Annotated in this window: 18 protein-coding genes; 5 read left to right on the top strand and 13 right to left on the bottom strand. The window is 52.8% G+C overall.

Translation table 11 applies throughout. From position 1 onward, the window contains the following. The 4 genes from recG to DU29_RS0103585 form a co-directional block, all read left to right on the top strand. On the top strand, positions 1-1,810 hold a 1,810-nt coding region (gene recG, locus DU29_RS0103600), incomplete at its 5' end, for an ATP-dependent DNA helicase RecG (protein ID WP_028620478.1). A 79-nt stretch (positions 1,811-1,889) separates the two neighbouring features. Next, on the top strand, positions 1,890-3,290 hold the full coding sequence (locus tag DU29_RS0103595; protein ID WP_028620477.1) for an aminoacyl-tRNA deacylase and HDOD domain-containing protein: 1,401 nt from the start codon (positions 1,890-1,892) through the stop codon (positions 3,288-3,290). 156 nt (positions 3,291-3,446) lie between these two features. Next, a complete protein-coding gene (locus DU29_RS0103590; RefSeq protein WP_028620476.1) occupies positions 3,447-3,704 on the top strand; it encodes a hypothetical protein in 258 nt (85 codons plus the stop codon). Then, positions 3,701-4,465 carry a Fic family protein gene (locus tag DU29_RS0103585; RefSeq protein WP_028620475.1) on the top strand — a complete coding sequence of 255 codons (765 nt, stop codon included), beginning with the start codon at positions 3,701-3,703 and terminating at the stop codon, positions 4,463-4,465. Before DU29_RS0103590 ends, DU29_RS0103585 begins: the two co-directional genes overlap by 4 nt. 49 nt (positions 4,466-4,514) lie before the next feature. On the opposite strand, the gene DU29_RS0103580 is transcribed toward DU29_RS0103585, so the two are convergent. From DU29_RS0103580 to DU29_RS0103570, 3 genes are all read right to left on the bottom strand, one after another. Then, complete coding sequence (locus DU29_RS0103580) at positions 4,515-4,898, bottom strand: hypothetical protein (RefSeq protein WP_028620474.1); 384 nt, start codon at positions 4,896-4,898, stop codon at positions 4,515-4,517. 177 nt (positions 4,899-5,075) lie between these two features. After that, complete coding sequence (locus tag DU29_RS0103575; protein ID WP_028620473.1) at positions 5,076-7,511, bottom strand: alpha/beta fold hydrolase; 2,436 nt, start codon at positions 7,509-7,511, stop codon at positions 5,076-5,078. A gap of 32 nt (positions 7,512-7,543) precedes the next feature. After that, the gene (locus DU29_RS0103570) at positions 7,544-8,032 is read right to left on the bottom strand and encodes a hypothetical protein (protein ID WP_028620472.1); all 489 of its coding nucleotides are present in this window, start codon (positions 8,030-8,032) and stop codon (positions 7,544-7,546) included. A 305-nt stretch (positions 8,033-8,337) separates the two neighbouring features. On the opposite strand from DU29_RS0103570, the gene DU29_RS0103565 reads away from it, so the two are divergent. Then, positions 8,338-8,721 carry a DUF6124 family protein gene (locus tag DU29_RS0103565; RefSeq protein ID WP_028620471.1) on the top strand — a complete coding sequence of 128 codons (384 nt, stop codon included), beginning with the start codon at positions 8,338-8,340 and terminating at the stop codon, positions 8,719-8,721. 96 nt (positions 8,722-8,817) lie between these two features. Here DU29_RS0103565 and DU29_RS1000000133125 read toward each other — a convergent pair whose 3' ends face one another. From DU29_RS1000000133125 to tssI, 10 genes are all read right to left on the bottom strand, one after another. Continuing rightward, positions 8,818-10,056 (bottom strand): lysozyme inhibitor LprI family protein, encoded by a 1,239-nt coding sequence (locus DU29_RS1000000133125; protein WP_236645567.1) that lies wholly within the window; start codon positions 10,054-10,056, stop codon positions 8,818-8,820. Positions 10,057-10,160: 104 nt separating this feature from the next. Then, complete coding sequence (locus DU29_RS01000000129445; protein WP_152635512.1) at positions 10,161-10,571, bottom strand: hypothetical protein; 411 nt, start codon at positions 10,569-10,571, stop codon at positions 10,161-10,163. A gap of 67 nt (positions 10,572-10,638) precedes the next feature. Further along, positions 10,639-11,523 carry a tetratricopeptide repeat protein gene (locus DU29_RS0103545; RefSeq protein ID WP_028620470.1) on the bottom strand — a complete coding sequence of 295 codons (885 nt, stop codon included), beginning with the start codon at positions 11,521-11,523 and terminating at the stop codon, positions 10,639-10,641. A gap of 139 nt (positions 11,524-11,662) precedes the next feature. Continuing rightward, positions 11,663-12,046 carry a hypothetical protein gene (locus DU29_RS1000000132145; protein WP_152635511.1) on the bottom strand — a complete coding sequence of 128 codons (384 nt, stop codon included), beginning with the start codon at positions 12,044-12,046 and terminating at the stop codon, positions 11,663-11,665. After that, the gene (locus DU29_RS0103540; RefSeq protein WP_028620469.1) at positions 12,043-12,384 is read right to left on the bottom strand and encodes a hypothetical protein; all 342 of its coding nucleotides are present in this window, start codon (positions 12,382-12,384) and stop codon (positions 12,043-12,045) included. The genes DU29_RS1000000132145 and DU29_RS0103540 overlap by 4 nt, the downstream gene beginning before the upstream one ends. A 292-nt stretch (positions 12,385-12,676) precedes the next feature. Continuing rightward, on the bottom strand, positions 12,677-13,510 hold the full coding sequence (locus DU29_RS0103535; protein WP_028620468.1) for a tetratricopeptide repeat protein: 834 nt from the start codon (positions 13,508-13,510) through the stop codon (positions 12,677-12,679). Positions 13,511-13,926: 416 nt separating this feature from the next. Then, complete coding sequence (locus tag DU29_RS0103530) at positions 13,927-14,436, bottom strand: hypothetical protein (protein WP_033050267.1); 510 nt, start codon at positions 14,434-14,436, stop codon at positions 13,927-13,929. A 378-nt stretch (positions 14,437-14,814) separates the two neighbouring features. Further along, entirely contained in the window at positions 14,815-15,912 is a 1,098-nt protein-coding gene (locus tag DU29_RS0103525) for a tetratricopeptide repeat protein (protein ID WP_050483062.1), read from the bottom strand. After that, the gene (locus tag DU29_RS0103520) at positions 15,909-18,641 is read right to left on the bottom strand and encodes a hypothetical protein (protein WP_028620465.1); all 2,733 of its coding nucleotides are present in this window, start codon (positions 18,639-18,641) and stop codon (positions 15,909-15,911) included. The genes DU29_RS0103525 and DU29_RS0103520 overlap by 4 nt, the downstream gene beginning before the upstream one ends. Before the next feature lie 53 nt (positions 18,642-18,694). Beyond that, complete coding sequence (tssI, locus tag DU29_RS0103515; RefSeq protein ID WP_028620464.1) at positions 18,695-20,737, bottom strand: type VI secretion system Vgr family protein; 2,043 nt, start codon at positions 20,735-20,737, stop codon at positions 18,695-18,697. Positions 20,738-20,764 lie beyond the last annotated feature (27 nt).

The following is a 20,764-nucleotide window of genomic DNA, read 5'->3' as shown; positions in this document are numbered from 1 at the left end:
GCTCAGCCTGCGCTTCTACCATTTCAGCAACGCGCAGAAGGAAGGCCTCAAGCGCGGCACGCGGATTCGCTGTTACGGCGAAGCGCGGCCCGGTGCGTCGGGGCTGGAAATCTATCACCCGGAATACCGCGCCATCACCGGTGACGAACCACCGCCGGTGGACGAAACGCTGACGCCGGTCTATCCGCTGACAGAGGGCCTGACCCAGCAACGCTTGCGCCAGCTGTGCACGCAGACGCTGACGATGCTCGGCCCGACCAGCCTTCCCGACTGGCTGCCGATCGAGCTGGCACGGGACTATCAACTGGCGCCGCTGGCCGACGCGATCCGCTATTTGCATCATCCGCCAGCGGATGCCGATGTCGACGAACTCGCGCTCGGTCATCATTGGGCGCAGCACCGGTTGGCTTTCGAAGAGCTGCTGACGCATCAGCTGTCCCAGCAACGCTTGCGCGAAAGCATGCGCTCGCTGCGCGCGCCGGCGATGCCCCACGCCACCCGGCTGCCGCCCAAATACCTGGCTAACCTGGGCTTCGCACCGACCGGCGCTCAACAGCGCGTCGGCAACGAAATCGCCTATGACCTGAGCCAGCACGAGCCGATGCTGCGGTTGATTCAGGGCGACGTTGGCGCCGGTAAAACCGTGGTCGCCGCCCTTGCCGCGTTGCAGGCGCTGGAAGCGGGTTATCAGGTAGCCTTGATGGCGCCTACCGAGATTCTTGCCGAACAGCACTTCATCACCTTCAAGCGCTGGCTCGAACCGCTGGGTATCGAAGTCGCATGGCTGGCCGGCAAGCTCAAGGGCAAGAACCGCGTCGCAGCTCTGGAGCAGATTGCCAGCGGCACACCGATGGTGGTCGGCACGCATGCGTTGTTTCAGGACGAAGTGAAATTCAAGAACCTCGCGCTGGTGATCATCGACGAGCAGCACCGCTTTGGCGTGCAACAGCGCCTGGCGCTGCGGCAGAAAGGCGTCGGCGGGCGCATGTGTCCGCATCAATTGATCATGACCGCCACGCCGATCCCGCGCACGCTGGCCATGAGCGCCTACGCCGACCTCGACACCTCGATTCTCGATGAGCTGCCCCCCGGGCGTACGCCCGTCAACACCGTGCTGGTCACCGATACACGGCGCGTTGAAGTCATCGAACGCGTGCGTGGCGCCTGCGCCGAGGGGCGTCAGGCCTATTGGGTCTGCACGCTGATCGAAGAGTCGGAAGAGCTGACCTGCCAGGCCGCCGAAACCACTTATGAAGACCTTACCGCTGCACTCGGCGAGTTGAAGGTGGGCTTGATCCACGGTCGCATGAAGCCGGTGGAAAAAGCCGCGGTCATGGCGGAATTCAAAGCCGGCCATTTGCAGTTGCTGGTGGCTACCACGGTGATTGAAGTCGGCGTCGACGTGCCGAACGCCAGCCTGATGATTATCGAAAACCCCGAGCGTCTCGGTTTGGCGCAGCTGCACCAGCTGCGCGGACGGGTCGGTCGAGGCAGCGCTGCCAGTCATTGCGTGCTGCTTTATCATCCGCCGCTGTCGCAAATCGGTCGTCAGCGTTTGGGCATCATGCGCGAAACCAACGACGGTTTTGTCATCGCCGAGAAAGACCTCGAGCTGCGCGGCCCCGGCGAAATGCTCGGCACGCGTCAGACTGGTCTGCTCCAGTTCAAGGTCGCAGACCTGATGCGTGACGCCGATCTGCTTCCCGCGGTGCGCGACGCCGCCCAAGCGTTACTCGAGCGCTGGCCTGACCACGTCAGCCCATTGCTCGACCGCTGGCTGCGTCATGGGCAGCAATACGGACAAGTGTGAGCACGGTCGCAGTTTATGGACCATGCCGTTAAACAAGCTGGTTATACTCCGACAACTGTTTGAATACGGACACAGACTAATGACTGACGCTGCCCTCGCCCCCGAAACCCCGCATGCTCCGTCTGTTATTCGGATGCTGCTCGACAAGCTGGGCATCGTTTATGAAGAAGTCCTCGACCACCACGGTCTGAACGCCTCGCGCAAAGTGCAGGCAGTCTTGCTCGACGACGCCGTAGGATCACTGATGATCCTGTTCCCGCAAAGCCAGTTGCTCGACCTCAATCGCCTCACTGAACTCACTGGTCGGCGCCTCACGGCAGTGTCCACCGAGCGCCTGGAAAAAATGCTCGGCAAACACAACCTGAGCTTGATGCCGGGTCTGCCCGCACTGACCAGTTCGCCGTGTCTCTATGAAGAAAGCCTGCTGCGCGAGCCGAAGTTGCTGATCAACTCGGGCGAGCCGGGCGTGTTGCTGGAAATCTCCAGCGAAGCGTTCAAGTCGATGCTGACCAAAGCCAGCGCCGCCAACTTCGGCGAGAACCTGACCAGCATCCGCCCGAACCTCGACCGTCCCGACGATGATGGCAAGGAAATTACCCAGGCCGTTCAAGCGTTCACCGCGCGACGCATTCAGCAACGCCTCGAAGCGACGATCGAAATTCCGCCACTGGCCGAGACGGCGCAGAAGATCATCAAGCTGCGCGTCGACCCTAACGCGACCATCGACGACATCACCGGCGTGGTGGAAACCGACCCGGCCTTGGCCGCACAAGTGGTCAGTTGGGCCGCGTCACCGTATTACGCTTCGCCAGGCAAGATTCGTTCGGTAGAAGATGCGATCGTGCGGGTGCTGGGCTTCGACCTGGTGATCAACCTTGCGTTGGGCCTGGCCCTGGGTAAAACCATGAGCCTGCCCAAAGATCACCCGCAACACGCCACACCGTACTGGCATCAGTCGATCTACACCGCCGCCGTCATCGAAGGCCTGACCCGCGCCATGCCGCGCGCGCAACGCCCGGAAGCCGGCCTGACTTACCTCGCCGGCCTGTTGCACAACTTCGGTTACTTGCTGCTGGCTCACGTATTCCCGCCGCACTTCTCGCTGATCTGCCGCCACCTTGAGGTCAACCCGCATCTGTGTCACAGCTACGTCGAGCAACACTTGCTGGGCATCAGCCGCGAACAGATCGGCTCATGGTTGATGCGCTACTGGGACATGCCCGAAGAGCTGGCCACCGCGCTGCGCTTCCAGCACGACCCAAGCTACGATGGAGCATTCGCCGAATATCCGAATCTGGTGTGCCTGGCAGTACGCCTGCTGCGCAGCCGCAACGTCGGCTCCGGCCCGGATGAAGACATTCCCGACGCCCTACTGGAGCGCCTGGGCCTGACGCGGGACAAGGCCAACGACGTCGTCAACAAGGTGCTTGAAGCTGAAGTGTTGTTGCGCGAACTGGCTTCGCAATTCACTCAGCCCTGAAAGCATTCGCAGGCAAGCCTCTCCGGTGGGAGCAAGGCTTGCCCGCGAAAAACCCACTTCGGTCTGCCTGATTCTCGATGCCCCATCGGCCATGAGACCACGAAGACAGAAACCCTGCCCGCTGCTATGATTTGACGGCAAATAGAGGGCTTCCCGATGACCCAAACAGCCGCTGTCAGTGTTGCAAGCCAAGTCCGCAAGCTTGCTAAAGATCACAATATTACTGCTGGCCGTGACGGCATGAGCCGTATGGCCGTGAGCATTACCCGGTTGGCCGGTGATGTCGTCGAGCTGGATGGCATCGAACAGTTGCTCGTCAATCTCAAAAGGAAAGGCGTTCTGAGCAAGGATGAGATTCTGGCGCTGCAAGGGCGCTATCTTCAGGAGAGGCGTGCGCAGAAACGTAGCGCATGACTTTTGATCCGTTCGGCGACTTTGATACCGCGGGATACCTTCAAAATTCGCTGCAGCTGAAAGATCCCAGCGAAGTAAAAGAGTCAGAACATCTTTCTTTCGAATTGAGCATCGAAGACGCGCTTGCCTATCTGGCGAAAAAAAATCTAATCGATTACCAGACAGTACTTAACGTTCACGAAATTCTGTTCTCCGGCTTTTATCACTGGGCCGGTAAAGACAGGAACGAGCTTGTCCCTCACCTGGCAGTCTTCAAGGGTTCTCACAACGATCCCCGAAGCACCGTCTTCGAGCGCCCGGACTCCATCAAGATGTCCGTCGACTACGCATTGAAGCTCGCCGCCAACAAGCAACACTTCAGAAACCACCCGGGCGGGGTGATGGGCCAGCTGGCTTTCGCACACCCTTTCCTGGACGGCAACGGGCGGACAATCCTGCTGGTCTTCATGGAGCTCTGCTACCGAGCCGAATTCGCCATCGACTGGTCAAGGACTACCAAGGATGCGTACCTTCGGGCCCTTAGCGACGAAATCCGCGAGCCTCGCGAAAGACACCTCGATAACTACCTCAACCCGTTCGTGATCGATATAGCCAGTCGTGACGAGTGGCCAGAAACCATCAGTGGCATCAGAGGACTGGACGGCCTGGACAAGGAAGACATTAGTTACGAGAACATGGACAACCCTGAAGTCCAGAAGATCTACAGAACGTACCGGACCCAGCCACTCGCTGCCCACGAACCTAATGAGGCTGATGACTGAAGAGGCCTCGCTGCTCTCGAAGAATCCCGGCGGATTTTACCGGCAGGACCTATGCCTTCGGCTTCGCCTTGCGCGGCTTCAAATACTTGGTCAACCCCTGAAACCAGATCACCAGCGCCGGGTTGCCTTTGATCTGGATCGACTTGTCCTGAATCCCTGTCATGAACGCCAGCTGCTTGTTCTTCGCCTGCATCGTGGCGAAGCCATACGCCGCATCTTTGAAGGCAATCGCAAACGCCGGCTCGGGGTACACGCCCGATTTACTGGTAATGCGCTGATCTTTCACGAAGAAATGCCGCGCCACTTTCCCGTCCAGGGTTTGAAGCTGGAAGACTAATTCCTTGTCACCCAACTGCTGCTGAAACGCGGGATTGGTCCGACTGGCCTTACGCATCAGCAAACCCAGCATCCAGAGAAGAAAACGAAATTTCATGCGTGCAGCCTCAAGAAGAAATGAACGGCGGGCGGCAGTGTAGCGGCTTCAGTGAGTAACGGCACTATCGACTCCCATTTACAGAAAATCGATAGGTTTTTGCTGTCAATGACTGCCAAGTCAGTTTGCAACTGATGATTGCCAGTCTCTGGCGGCGATCATAATTCGCGCTACAAACTATCGCACCAACGTCAACTCACCATCGCGATACAGCACCTCACACCCCAGCCACGCCATATCGACGTAAGGCAGCACCGCCGACGGTTTGCGCAACTCGCGAAGCAATGTCGAACCGTGGGACAAGCGCCCGCCCATGCGCGCTATCACCGCCCGCGCACTTTGGTAATGCGCGTGGCGGCCAGGATCGAGCGTGTCTTCAAGCAAAATGTCGTCGCCGAGAATGCCTTGCACCTGCCCCGGATAAATCATGAAACTTGTTGCTTGCTCGGTGCCCTCACGGCCGTCCTGCCAGAAGCTGCCCGCGCGGGCTCGGATGTCTGGATGCGGCGCAAACCAATGGGCCCGGTCGGCCATCGGCATGGCATGGTGCAGGCGGAAAAACACCCGCATCAGGTTGTCGCGGTACCACTCGCGCACTTGCAAGTAATAACCGCGCAGGCCCGGCAGGCCGGTCGTATGGGCCACACGGACAAGGCCCGACCATTGGGGAAACGCCTGCAATGGCAGATCCGACAGGGCCGGGCGCGGCGTGGCGGGATCGGTTTCCCAAGGCAGTCGATGCGGGCTGTTTTCAAGGTCGTCATAAGCGGTGGGCGGCCGGCCCAGAAAGTCGCCGCCGCTGCTCGCCAGGGAGGTGGCTATGCACAGGTTGCCTTGCACCACGAACACATAGAACCGGGTGAACCAATCCGCCAGTTGTTGGCCGCTGGCACCTTGGGCGATCAGCCCGGCCAGTTCTTCGTCGAAGCGGCGCAACTGCTTTTCCAGCGTCAGCAAATGCCCTCGCGCGATGCGTTGCATGCGCAAAAACAATGGCAGCGAACGCACCAAGCGCAGCGGTCGCCAAGGCAGCGGCGGCGTCGCTCCGCCCACCTCACCGGCGTAACTGCTAGCAGAGACACCCCAGTCGGCCAGCCGCGCGAGAAACAGATCATTGTTGATGTACGACGCGCCGCCAAATATCGCGGTGAACGGCTCGTTATCCTGCAATACACGCGAATCCCAACGCGCCATGATCGCCGGAATACTGGCCGCCGCACGCCGTTGTGCGTATTCGACAAAAGCGCTTGGCTGCGGCGGCAGGATCTCGGCGATGTTGGCGGCCGTGAGGTGACGACGCCAGCCGTAGTCGCTGATCGGCCGGTATTGCAACAGCCACAGTTGATTACCGTCCCAGGCCCACTCAACGTCGCCGGCCACGTAGTGGAATACCCGCAGAACGTTTTGCAGAAAGCGCCACAGTACGTCAGCGGTCAAACCGTGAGAAGGCTTGAAAGTGTCGCTGCTCCACGAGCCGCCAAGTCGGGAAATAACCGCCCGCTCAGGACTCACCTGACCATCGGCCAGAGACTCGAGATGCCCTTCCACCCATTCCAGCTCCACCGACAGGTGACGCACGAAAGCAATGCCGGACAGCTGCGGCGTGATGAAGCGCTGCACGACCACCTCTTCAACGCCCGCCGCGCACAATTGGGCAATGCGCGCCGGCACGTTGTGAGTGGGTTCACGCAGGAACGTAGTGCTCAAACCGGCATTCGCCGCATCGGCCTGATCCTCGCCGTAACTCGAGGAACGCACCGCCCATGTCGCGTGCGGTTGGCTCGCAAGGAACGCCGGCAAACGTGAATCATCACACGCGTTGAGCGACAGCGCTGGCGGCACCGCTTGCCCGGCCAACTCGGCCAGACGCAACCGACCACCCTTGGTGTGGGCGACGAACCCGCGCTCGCCCGACTCCAGCCACTCGGCGAATTCGGCCGGCGAGTCGATCCACGGGTAATGCCCCCAACCAGTTTTCAGGCTGACGCTCAGATCCGCGCGGGCCAGAATGGCCGACCATGCCGCGGCCTGTTCGATGCCCAGCACATTGTCCTGATCACCCCAGACCAGCTCGATCGGGTCGGTGATCCACTCCAGCAGCGGCAACGCGGTATCAGCGCGCACCAAGTCCCAGTACGGCACAAACGCGCGACAACGTGCGTACCCGGCGCCCATGCGCTGATACTGCGCAGGCGTCCAGGTCTGGTTGGAAAACTTGTGCGCAAACAGCGCGGGTTTGTTCGACAGCAGCCAGTGAATGGTCTTGCGAATCGGCAGCGGCGACATCAACGCCGGCAGACGCCTCTGCCACAGGAAAGCCCCCACCGGCGCCAACAGAACACTGCGGCAAAAGTGTCCGGGCTGGCGTTGCAGTGCATGCAACACCAGCAACGCGTTGACCCCGACCGCGATAATCGCGCTGCCCTTGACCGTCGCCGTCAGCAACGCCTGAGCGTAAGCGCCGAGGTCTTCGCACGGGCCTTCAGGATTGTTGCCAAAGCCTGGCAGCTCCAGCGGTACCACCTGATAGCGCTGAAAATGCGGCAACGCATCATCCCACCACTCGGCGGTGCCACCGTTGCCAGCCAGCAGGTACATAAGAGGCTTGCTCATGGGTGGTCCTCAGGCCAGATCGCGAAGGTGCTTCAAGGCGTTGCCGACTCGCTCGGCGTGTTGTTTACCGCGATTGCGCGACGGTCATGACGATACAGCCAGATCAGCGGCGGCAGCAGGGTGAGCAGCGCCAGGCTGTCGACCCACAAGTGCGACCAGACCCGGGCCTGAGCGGAGATCCACATGTCTTGCGGCGCCCACAGCACGATGCCGGCAATCAACCAGCCCCACGCCATGGGACTTTTCGTTCGATGGCCGATGCGCACGAGGGCAAGCATGTAGAGAGAGAAGCTCTGCAGCGTGGCGCCGAATATCGCAACCCACCAGACTTGTTGGGCACGGGCGGTGATGGGTACGACGTCGGTTGCCCAGAAAGCTTGTTCGATGGTCAGCAAGTAGCCATCGAGCAATCCCGAATGGCCCGCCCAGGTCAGCACAAGGCCGACGAGCAGATGCACCATGGCGGCGGCATACAGCCAAACCACGAGCGCGGAGCGAAGGGTGTTTGAGGGGACTGGCATTCCGTGTCCTGAGGTCTTCCTGGGAGGGAGCAAGTCTAAAGGAAAATGGGGGGTTGGGTGATTAATCGCGGGGGTGGTTTTATTGATGATCTTTCGACCGGCAGCTGTCGCGTTTAAAACGCAGGCTCATCTGCTGAAAGTGGCTGCGATGGCCTCGGACGTTTCCTTCAAGACGCGGTGCTGTTCGTGAACTAGGCAACTCCGATCCTCATCGATAACCTAGTTTCGTTGCTGCGAAAATGGCGACCGGATGTGCAAGTCCGAAACCGGAGAAAAACCAATTTAACTCCAAAGGATTTACACCTATGACTCATCCGGCTCCCAATTCTCCAGAACACCAAGCCACCTCCCCCTACGAATCCTTCGATTCGAGAAAACTCCACGAAGCCGCCGAACGCGCCCTCGATCTTCACCTCGGCACAGCGGGGGAGAAACAATCAAAGCGACGCGACGGTGCGCTTTTCATCGTCGCCCCCGACCTCCACACCGAAACGCTACTGGCTAATGCTTCAGAGGATCTGCTGTCCATCAGCGCAATCGCTGCCGATCTGGCCGATGGTGTAGAAGGTTCACGGCGATCCATTGCCTTGGCACTTAGCAGAATGGCGGACGGTGTGCATTTGTTGGTGGAGCGAGCGCTGGATCATATTGATTCGTCGGATGCGGCGGAGCATCGGGCGAAGGTTTAGCCGAACCGCAAATAGAAAAAGGGGACGTTAAGTCCCCTTTCCTGATTAACCGTAACGCACCACCGACAGCCTATCTGGGGCAGTGAGCTCGTACCGTTAGCGATTCATGGGTAACTGAAAACGCATTCGCAGAACACAATGAGCACGGCCCTCACGAAACAGACGGAAACTCATCTCGCAGTGCGCGTCCGCGTACTGCTTCCAAACCGGATCGTCGAAATCTCCCCCTGCCAGCAAGTTGATCGAGGCCTTCAAGCCCCTTTCGCCATCCTGCCCTGCCATCAACGATGCAGCTTTGTAAAAGCCATCATTTGGCAGTCCTGTCTGTAGATAAATAAGCTCACCCAGCCGGGCAGTGGTTGCACGCGCCAAGCACACGAGTTTGTCTATTGGCGCCTCCGCCCCTGGAAAAGTGGCCAGATACATATCCTCGCAGTAGGCCTCTTTGAAGCGCACCCACTTTCTCTGTACGTCGGTCAGTTGCTTCTTGTCTGCGGGGGCCAGGATGGTCAGGGTATTCTTGTATTGCTCATTCAACACAGCGTCGACTCTCTCGAAGCTTTGCTGGCCGCACATGATTAAGTCAGGATTGGTGAAGCTATCGGGGTTGCAGGTTTCCTTGGCGCTAGCGGAAACACTTGACTTAGATGAAGCAGTCCCCGCAGGGGTCTCGGCCTTTTCCGATGTGCTGGAAACACAATTGGACAGGCAGGAGAATGTCTGCAATTCCGGCTCCTCACTTCCTCGAAACAGGTAGGTCGCAGCGCCGACACGGGTGAGGGCTCTATACACGGGAACACTCACGGCCCAGGATTTGGAGGGGATGGAGATACCTGGCGCTTTCGGCACCACTACTACGTCACCCTCAACATCTCCACACAGTGCCTGCATAGCTGATTCGCTGAAAGGCACACCGCTTGGCGGAGTGAACGGCTCGGAGTCAGGTCGGCAGTCGTAACCGTGCCAGTAAGGCCCAGACTGCTTGGAGGTATCTAATGAGAAGATGTAGATCCTTTGCAGTTGGATTCTTCCACCTTCGTATCCAAACACCAACCAGCGGCGGGACTGAGCCCTGGAAAAATTTTCATGAGCCAGAACGTATCGACTTCCATCCCGATAAAGCTCAACCAAATTCAAAGCCCCAGTCGGCTCCGCCGTGTCTGATAGCTTCTGGTCGGAACCGGCATCTATCACATAACCATTGCTATCTAGCACTACCGAGCAACTATTCGTGACGCTGACGTCCTGCGCACACGACTTGAGAGTTTGAAAGATCGGTTCAGCGGCCACAACCGGAGTACAGAAAAACATCACCAACAAAAAAAACTTATTCAAAACTATTTCCTTGTACTGATGCACACACCCCAAAAAGGAGCCAGATCTATTTTTTGCAATCCCTTCAATTGAGAATACACACGAATTATTCCGAACCTGCTCAGTTATTTCCCTGCTTCGGCACACTTCAAATCTTTAATCACCTCCGCTGCGACAGGGATGACACAACCTCTGCGCTGCTCACCGGTTGGCTGCAAAGGGGTAAGGCTGAGTGTCAAATGAAGACCGTCAGCTTCCACCGTAATATCCTCGAAACCAGCATCAGCAAAATCCGAACCGAATTTTTTACCTTCAAAGGTACAAAAGTTTGAAGAAGACAAAACGCTCCAGTTTTTGTCAGGGCTAATCACCTGAACGTCAAGACAACTACTACCGAATGTTTTTATATACCTGACAACGTTATTTCCAACGCGGCCAGCCCCGACTTCCGAGACAGAGCCAATATTGGGAATCTCAGCCGCTGCGTGCCCCAAGTGAAAAACACAAATTAAGGGCACCAATTTCGAAAACGTCATAAAGTCGAACCTCATCACAGCCATCCGCCGCTTACCGCTTATTAGACAGGCCAGCATTTTGCATTATCTAGTAAGTACTGCGCTCAAGCGCTTCAGCAGGTATCAAATTACTTTTTCCGGATTTGCGCATCAGCTCAACGTATTCTTTATAGTACCTTTTCGATTCCTCCTTGTCGGACGACCATAGCACATCGGCGATGTTGATTTTGAGTACGACTCTATCTGGAGCGATCGTTTCGACTTCCTTTAATATCTTGTACGCCAAGCCATTTGAATTGGACTCTCCCAGAGCGTAACCCAAATCATTATAGGCAATTAAGGTGGATTTACTTACAGGAAAATTTGTACGCAATTGCTGAATACGCTCGGAACTCAAATAATGTTGTATCGCTTGATAATCACCATCTTTCAAGCGTGTCAAAACTATGGCATGAGCCATCATCAGAGAGTCAACAGCGTCTCCAGCTTCAAGCTCTTTAAGCTTCTGCTCGGCGACTTTACGCGTCACATACCAAGCATAACTAATACCACCTTCCTCCAGACTTCCTTCATAACCCGACAGACGCTGGGAAAACGTTTTGTTTTTTTCAATTGAGGCAAGATTTTTACCTGTGTACACGTAGGTATCGTATTGAATTCCATTGAGTCCAATTCCCGAATGCTGAACGGGCCAAGCACATGTAAACAGAAAATAAGTTGCTTTCGCCTTAACAGTATACGCATCAACCAGCTCAGCGCTCCCCCCTTCCGGCTTACATGTATCAGGAACATTTTTTCGATGGCCGTCATGGGTGATAAGGCTGCCTTCCAATACTTGGCCGCCCTCGCCTTCGACTCTTGTAAACTCGACCTTACCCGCACTATTAAAATCAGGGGTCAAAGGATAACTTGCACTGTCTCCGTATGCGTACATGGAACAAACCATGATAGCCACTACAAAAATTTTATTCATCAATTTTGCTCCATTTAAATCATGCTACATGAGCAATTAAAAAAAGCAAATCCCTCGCCCCCAACGTTAATTTTTATTAAGAAAGGACTAGAACTTACCCAACTTAAAAAACCCGCCACTTTTCTATAGCTTTGGTTATTCATTCAACAATCGAGCTGGCTCCAGACTTACTAAAATAGCTGGACGCAGCCTTAGGCGATAAATATTTCTGAGCCTGCAAAGCAGAGACTAACGCGGGAGTAATACAACCATCCTTGAGAACCCAATCACTTGGTGAATCTTTCTCCAACTCATCAGAGATTTTCATTAGCGAATATCCACCCATTTTGATCACGCAACTGCCATAAGTACCGGCAAATAATTTCGTCGCACTGTCATCATTTTCTATAAGCGACTGGTAAGTCAGTGACTCCAATGGAACGGTTGGCTTTCGATAAAAGATACCTGTTAATGCAATTTTATCTGCACTGGCTACGACTTCTTCTCGTGAAACAGAAAACTTTCCGTCCTTAAAAATACTCACAACATTTCTAGATAGCAGACGCTGCTAGACGGACTACAAAAACGATACCGAATTGATATATTCCCATCTGCCACATCTAAACCTTGAAAAACCTCTAATCCGCCACTATTTTTTATGGCCTTCGGGACAAGAGCTTCATTCCTGAATAGCTCCCTACCACCGGAACTGACACTTAACGTGTAAAGCTCAGTGTTATTATTTGTGAGTTTGATTTGATCCAGATTACCGTCGCCTGTGACATCCCGGCTGATCACTAAAAAATCAGAGGCACTCGCATAGCCGATGCAACCACCAAGCAAAGCGACAACAATTATTTTCTTATCGAATAATTTTTTCATTTGTCCTAATCCTGGTCAACTGAGTTCATATTTCGCCATAGCTAGTAGTATGGAGTTTTATTTTGCGGTTATAAGAGATAAAAAGAAACCAGGGGTAGATTCATTTAGTGACACCTTACCCAACATAAAGAAATCAGTCACTTGTTCTGTCTTCTTTGTTGGAAGCGTACTGGCCTGACTCTCAGTCTGTACTTGCCAGACAAAGGAAAGCGGACGAACTTGTTTTGATGCAAGTCACTTACCAAATAACGGGCGCCCACTTTCTAATATCGAGATCACTCCAACAGAGCTCTCAAGTTTCAGAACGCTCAAATACTCGCGCCGGAATTTTTGACTTTCTGTCTACCGACAGCATGAGCTTTTTGTATTCAAAATATTGTTTTGCCGCGTCATTTTTGTTGCCAACCGCCCAGTTCGAATCCGCCAAATTCAACCACGCGACCGCTCTGTTTGGCTGAACTATTACGATATCTTTTAAAAACGAGATAGATTCCGCTGCTTGATTGTTCTCCTGTAGAAAATAGGCATAATCATTTATCGCTGAAACAACTACACCAGCTATTTCTTTATCAGCCAGCCAAGCAGACTTATAGTTCTCCGCATAAGGAGAAAGCCCAATAACGGCTTGCTCTTTTTTTCCTTCCTTAAATAATGAAAGAGCATTAGCGTGAGCGAGATCAATCATTTCTGCATAAACAATTTTATGCTTCTTATCATTGACCAAAACTTTCCCGTAGCGATTAACCAAACTATTATCTAATGCACAAATACCCACATCATCCACATCAGTTATAACTATAGCCGTGGGATTTCTGTCAACGTTTATTTTTTTTCCCAACGCTTGTTTTTCACTATAGCTATTTATGCCCGTGCTGATTGGAAAGAGGTTACCTTTAAAGCCTCCTTCTACAGCTGTTAAACTTGCTGCGATTACGCAACTGCCCGACGTAGGCTGTCCACTATTGTTTCCCCCAGCAAGAACTAGCAGCGAGGTGCTTCCTTGCACCTCAGTTATAGCTGCACTTCCTGAACTGGAAACGTAAAGCGACAGACTGTTTTGAGCCATTGAAATACTTGCAAAAAGCACTGCAACAACAAACACCAAAATATTAGTAGCCGCTTTCATCTTTCAATCGCCCCTGTGCTTTCGCCTTTTCTGAAACAAATCGGTCTGCTACGCCCTGCTGCACTGCAATGGAATTTTTCGAAAAATAGTACAACTGACCATCTGATGTACCTCCTACAATCTTTCTGCCTCGCTAATTACAGATGGCATCAATTAGTTTTTCGTCGTAAGCCTTGGTTTCTTCGTGCGGTATTCCCAGGCCATTTAGCGCTTTTACAATTACCGAAGAAATTGGGGCGGATCTAATTAGCGACACCAAACCCTACTTAAATAAATCCGTCCATTTTTCTCTAAGCCTAATTTTTGCATAGGAGAAGAATCTGGAGGGGACGGATTTATTTATTGGCGACCGCATCATCATAAATAAATCCTGCCCTTTTCACTTCCTGACCAGTCGATTATAAACACCCTATTTTCTACTTTGACTTCCCTTCGTACTTCTGAGATTCGACATTAAATTTCCAAATGTGTGGAGTGGTTAAAGGCATGCCACCTTTGTGCTGAATACTGCCATCCGAGTTTCGCTTGTATGAATATATCTTAATTTCCTTAAAATAGTTCTTTTGTTTGTTCTCTTTTTCCACTACCTCCACCTTGGCAAAGTAATCTGCACCAAGCAATTTTAGGTAGCCATGGCACTGAAGTAGAAAGCTAAAAACTTGATCTCCACTTGAACCAACACCTGTTGATGCTTCAAAGATAAAATCGTCATTTCCGTCATTATTCAGGTCACCAACATATAGGATACGACCGTGGTCGATCAAAAACTCTTTACCATCTTGGGTTGATAACAACTTCGTCTTACTGCTTCCAGAGTTCCAATCAGTAATAAAACTTATGGGATCTTGTTCCAGATTGCACAAATCACCTACAGAAGACCATGCAGCTGCAGGAAGCAAGCTAATCAACAGTAAAAAATATTTCATAGATCACACGTCCATAATGAAGTAATTTCTACAGTGTCTTACAGAAGGTGGCGGATTTATTTATTGACGACGCATCCATCATAAATAAATCCGCCCCCTTTCCAAGTAACTCCCACTAACAATCTAACTTCCATCACGTAAAAAACTGGCCTGAAGTACGGTTGAAACCATTAGTAATCTCCGCTTAAGCCGAAACTGAAACCAACACTAATACAGAAAATATAGAATAGACGTAGAACGCCATGACCCACCCATAAAAATCACTACGAACCGCAAAAATACAACTCTATCTATTAGTACATCCATGATTAAAAATGAAAGGGGCGCATGTATTGTAGAACTCAGCTAAAACAATAAGCAAACTACCCTCCTGCACTTTTAGCTTCGTTCAATTACCCGTTTCGGAATTTTTTCAACCTTTCCAGACTGCACCATTAGCGAATGATATTTTTTGTAGTTTTCCGCAGCCAATTTTTTGCTGCCAAGACCCCAATAACTATCAGCCAAATTCAAATAAGCGACTATCCTATCCGGATTACTTACCACAATATAACTGAGCAGTTCAACAGCTTCACCATAATGACCCGACTGTTCAAATAAAAATCCAAGGTCATTCGACCACCCTGGATTATTTGAAAAATAGTATTTTTCTACTACATAGGTCTCAGGTGCACACATGGAGTCTTCGCCTCCACCGGAAATAAAGTAATCCATCAATTCATTAAAACGGTCTTTACTACCTTGCTTATAAGCCGCAAGAGCTTTATCAAAATTATTGCCAACCTCCACCGGCATAAGCTTCTCGCGACTGTTTTTTCCAGACTGGCTTTCCATGTGCAGCATTTTCAAATATTCGAATGCATCAGCACCATTAAACTCATCTAATGACTTCAAGCTTAAACGACCTAGCGGTAACGCATACACGCCGAGCAGCGACCGGTCGCACGAGTCGTTATTCGTCACAAGAAGCAAATTTTTTAGGACCATTTTTTTTGTTTGCAGGTCATATTGAAACTGCAAATTGAAGTTATATTTCGCATTATCTTCCTCAGTTGTTCTTAAATCCAGATACTCTCCTGAACTTAAAGTGGCATACTTCAAAGGAATATTTTCACCTTGTACATCCACAACATTCACAACGTTTTTCACAGCGGTCGAAGTACCAACATCAAACCCATCGTAGCTAGCAGGAGAATATATATTTTTAATTAGTGGCAAAGCTAATTTTGACTCCATAATCACAGACGGATTAGCCCCATCAGCGATTAACAGTAGCCGTTGTGCTTCATCACCTGGCTCTGCTTTCAGTACCAATAGCTTTTGATCCTCTAACCCTTCGATCAGATTCACATTTAAAGCTTTGAGTATTTTAGAACTGGCAGGTAGGCCAGTACCTTCTCCCGCCCAAATAACCGGAACCGCTGCAAGCAAGATAGTTGATGCAATTAGCGTAACGTAATCAGCTCTACCAATCATTGTGAGAATACCTGATAAATTTCGGTGAAATTCGTGCGACGTTCTGCATAGCTTTCAGTTTTCAAGTTCACAACTTTGGTAATATTGTCAGTACTCTCCACGTTTGGAGCAACTTTAGTGTTTAGATGTTGCCACTCCCAAAAACCCATCGCCGACAACAAACCTATTTTTGTATCAAGCAATTGATCAGGATTGGCAACAATATCAATCGCTTCTTCAGGCAACTTAGCCTTTAGAACATCTTCGACTGCCTTGTAATTCGCCTTCCATGTAAGCTGAATAAACCCTTTCCCCTTGTAACTCAACCCCTCAGCACAGCCTCCAGAAGTCAACACAAAGTTTCCCGAGGCTGAACAACAGCAATATACACGCTTAGCAATTTCATCGGGCTTGGGCAACTGAGAGTATGCCTTCCCACCATTTAAAGTATAAGCACTTCTCGCTGCGGGGCTTAGAGCATTGTATTGAACCATTTCAATGCGCTTATAACCTAGTTGCTCCGCTTCCGCAGGATACGTATCAAAATATCTTTTGAACAAATTTTTTAATGCTGATACTGAATACCAAAGACTTTCTGACTTACCTACAAGTGCCGCCCCGACCTCAGTCTTAACTTGCGCAAAAAACTGTGCAATCCGTGCAGGTGTATTAATCTCAAAACGCGCTGCATACCTATTAAAGATCTCTCTGACTTCTTCGCGTTTCCCATCAGAAGAACTGGGAAACATTTTTTCCATTTGAACTTTTGATATCAACTCTGATGACACTGACGCAAAGTTCTGTATTAAACCTATACTGTGTATATGCCATACTCTCCCATCCGCACTAAGCCCTTCATTTCCAACTAACTCGCCCCACCACCCCAGTTTTTCGATCCGCTTCTTCTCAGCCACCCAATTTACATTGGGATATGAGGCCGTATGCCCCATCAGTTCGTCCAGCGCGTCCCATTTCTCAGATTTATAGAGCCATTCACTTTCATACTTGGTTGCCAGCGATGAAACGGATTGCGCAAACCAGGGTTTGGCCAATGCAGCGCGAATTTCGGTAACTGTGAGTTTGTCGTTCTTGTCGGTGTCGATGATATTGTACAGCCGCTCTTTAACCGGCCCGTTGGTGGAGGTGCTGGCCTTGGGCACAAACGAGGCTTTTTCGTCCTCGGTAAGCAGGTTAAGATCATGCAGATTGGCAACCAGATGTTCGGTGTTGTCGGCTGTTTCTTCTATAAATTCGAACCCTTCCCATTCCCACGAATTGTGACGGGTGATCATCAGGTCTTGTTCGCGCAGCCAACCGCTGATGGTGTTGCCTTGGTCGTCACCCAGAAGTCCTTCGAGGCGCCACCATTGGGCAGTACCTTCCTTGATTTTGTTTTCGGCCGGCATTGCCTCCAGAACGCTGACCGCGACAACCAAATCATAACCAATCAGTATTCCCTCATCGCTGATCTTGGGCGGATTGCTGCTGGTGATGTCAGCTCGGTGGGTAATAAGTTTGGTGCCCTTATAAACCTTCATCAGATTTTTCTGATCCGTTGGCAAGGCTCCTGCTTTGCTTTGGCTTTGAGTGACAAAGGCCTGAATGTCCTCACAGCAAAACACTTCTAGATGCAGCAAGTTTCTCGGGGCCGCATCCGACTGATTTTGATACTTTCCTATATGCCCCAAGACTTCGCCAGCCTTGATTTTGAACGACGGACTTAAGGAAATGACGCTTCCCAATGGGCTATGCGGCTCGCTCATTGGCTCAAGCGAATCGGACCAAATGAAACCTGGGAGGTTTCCATCCGTACCCGGTGTCAAAGCAGGGTTCGATGAACCACTCACGATCTCCACCAATTTTTTAAATTTATTAGGCGTTGCATCGTCACCGAGCCTTATTTGCGTACCTGGTGAAAGATGGCTAAGAGGCAGTCCGGCTGTATGGGCACTACGTACATTTGCGCCGCGCTGTGCGCCCCCTGGTAGCGAGTCTAGGGCGTCATTGCCTACGAGGTACTTCCCCTCTCCGAGGTCTTTCAACTGCCCCTTAAATACCCAACCTGTACCAGCAGGCAGTCCTGCAACTTCAGGAGTGACACTGACAATCTTTACCCAATTTTCAGCGGCTGGTGCAGGTTGAGTCACTACGGTAGTTCCACGCGGCAAAACTGCCACCACCGGGTGCTGTCCAGAATTGCCACTTCGAACCCGGAGGCCTAACGCTTTATCCGGCGCACTCGCCTTAACCTTGTATAAGCCTTTCCCCCAGAAGCCAGGAGGAGTCAATGTCGGATTCTTCTTATAGTTATCCCAATCGAGCAAGTGCATGTACAAGCTATAAAAAATCAGGCTTGGCCCGGCTGCCAGCTGTGCGCCAGACGCCGTACCCTGTGCGGGGGTGGTTGCAGGAGGCGCAGGCACCTCAAGTCGATGCTTAACCAGAACAAAACCAGTTGAATAAATTGATTGTGCCGAGCCAAAGTCAGATTTCGGATACGCATCATCAATCCTATACGCCACAACCTCCCCATCAGCAATGCATCTGACTTCAGTCAGATCTCCCACCAACCCCGTGTCCTCGTCAAAGTGAACACCACCGTGCCAAAGTCCATTGGCACCTAGCGGATAGTAACCATCCTTGGCTTTCGCCAATGCCTTATAAAATTGCTGCGGATCCGTGGCCTCTGCCGTCCCTACTTTCAGCGGATACGCCCATTTTTCTACTTTGCTTGTCGTTGTCTCAGTCATTACCAATTACCTGAATTCTGATCCCTGGTGGCTTGGATTGCCGTCGGTGTCTATTAGCCGGAAAAATTAAGCATTCGTTTTGGTTTGCGTTTGATCTGCTCCTCGGGCGCATTCCCCAACGCCTGCTCCATCAAACTCCCCGCCTTATCCCTATCCGCCGCCCCCGGCAGCACCGGTGGCTTAATCCCAATCCCCGTCCCGTTCCCCGCCGACCCACCGGCATTGATCTTCACCACCGGCCCAACAACCGTAATCCCACCCGCATCCAACTTGATAAAACTGCCACCACCCTTGATCGTCAGCTCAGCCCCAGCCTCAATCACAATCTTCGCCCCAGCCTTCAGGTGAATCTCCCTCCCGACGCTGGTCAGCTGTGCGGTGCCCAGCTTCACATGCTGGTTCTGCCCAATCGTCAGGTGATCATCCAGGCGCACTTCAACTTTGCGATCCGCAATCGTGGTGCGGTGCTCTTCGGCTTTCAGCTCGGTATAGGTATTTTTTTCCACGGTGTCGTGGCGTTCGTTACCGACGCGGATTTTCTGGTCGTGTTCGATGTTTTCATCCCAGTCACGCTGGGCATGGATGTAGATCTGTTCCGCCCCTTTCTTGTCTTCAATCCGCAGTTCGTTGTACCCGCCGCCACCCGGTGAGCTGAGGGTTTTGAACACGCTGCGGGTTTTGTTTGCCGGCAGGTCGTAGGGAACGAGGTTTTCCTTGTGGTACAGGCAACCGGTCACCAACGGCTGGTCGGGATCGCCTTCGAGGAAGGTGACGAGGACTTCCATGCCGATGCGCGGGATGACGATGGCGCCATAGCGGTCACCCGCCCAACTTGAAGAAACACGCATCCAGCAGCTGGTTTTGTCGTCGGCCTGGCCTTCGCGGTCCCAGTGGAACTGCACCTTGATGCGGCCGTACTGGTCGCAATGGATTTCTTCACCTTTGGGGCCGGTGACCAGGGCGGTCTGGCTGCCGAGGACGCGCGGTTTCGGGTGCTCCAGCGCAGGGCGGTAGAACACCGCCCATGGCGTGGCGAGGAAGCGGTTGCGGTAGCCTTGGTGGAAGTCGTCTTTGTTAGCGGTGGTGTCGCTGGTCACCGACTCTTCGAGGACTTGCGGTTGTTTGCCTTCGTGGACGATTTCGGTGAGCAGCCAAAGGTCGTTCCACTCGGTGCGCGGGTGGTCGGACATCTCCAGGAAATGGCCGCTGATCAGACGCGTCTGGTCGCCGTTGCCCTCGGCTTGCTGGTAGTCGGCGCGATGGCGTTCGAGGGCGCGCTGGCTGAGGAATTTGCCGCGCGCACGGTCGAGGAAGCGGCCGGGGTAGTCGTAATCTTCGAGGTCCGGCTCTTCGCTCTGCACATCAGGTTTGTAAGCGGCTTCGAGTCGCAGCCGTGGTTTTTCGAAATCGTAGTCGCGGCGGGTGATTCGGCTGGTGCGGGTTTCCAGGCGCAGCTTGAAGCCTTTGATCACCGGTTCGTCGGCGACCATGCCGCTGCCCTGTACGTAGGCGGTGGGTTGCCCGAGTTTACGGAACACGGTCTGGTCATCGCCGAACACCAGCAGATGACCTTCGCTGGTGTGCTGGAAATGGTAGTGAATGCCTTCTTCTTCGCACAGGCGCTGGACGAAGTGCAGGTCGGTTTCGTCGTACTGCACGCAGTAGTCGCGGTCCGGACACGGTTGGCTGAGCTGGAAGCTGTACGCGTTGCCTTTGATGCCGTGTTCTTCAAGAATCAGCGCAATGATTTTCGGCGCTGACATCTGCTGGTAAATGCGCTGGTTGGTGCGGTGATGCAGGTATTGCAGTCGCGGCACCAGGGAAATTTTGTAGCGGGTCAGGCGCTTGCCGGCATCGCCTTGGGCAACGCGGTAGATCTGGCCGTGGATACCGGAACCTTGTGGATCGAGTGCCAGAAATGCCTGTTTGTGCAGGAGCTTTTCCAGGTCCAGATCGGGGTTTTCGCTGACCAGTTCAATGTCGAAGCGATACGGCTGGCTGATGCCTTCGGTGCCGGTGAACGACAGCACTTGCAGGTCGCCGTCGTAATCTTTCACGGTCAGGCTGAAATGCGTTTCGTTAGCTGAGTTGAACATTGTGTGCTCCCTGTTCGGTAGTCATCC

Source organism: Pseudomonas sp. Ant30-3 (assembly GCF_000690905.1).
In the GTDB taxonomy this organism is placed as follows: Bacteria; Pseudomonadota; Gammaproteobacteria; order Pseudomonadales; family Pseudomonadaceae; genus Aquipseudomonas.
The sequence above is the reverse complement of the archived record's forward strand: the minus strand, read 5'-3'. Positions and strand labels throughout refer to the sequence as shown.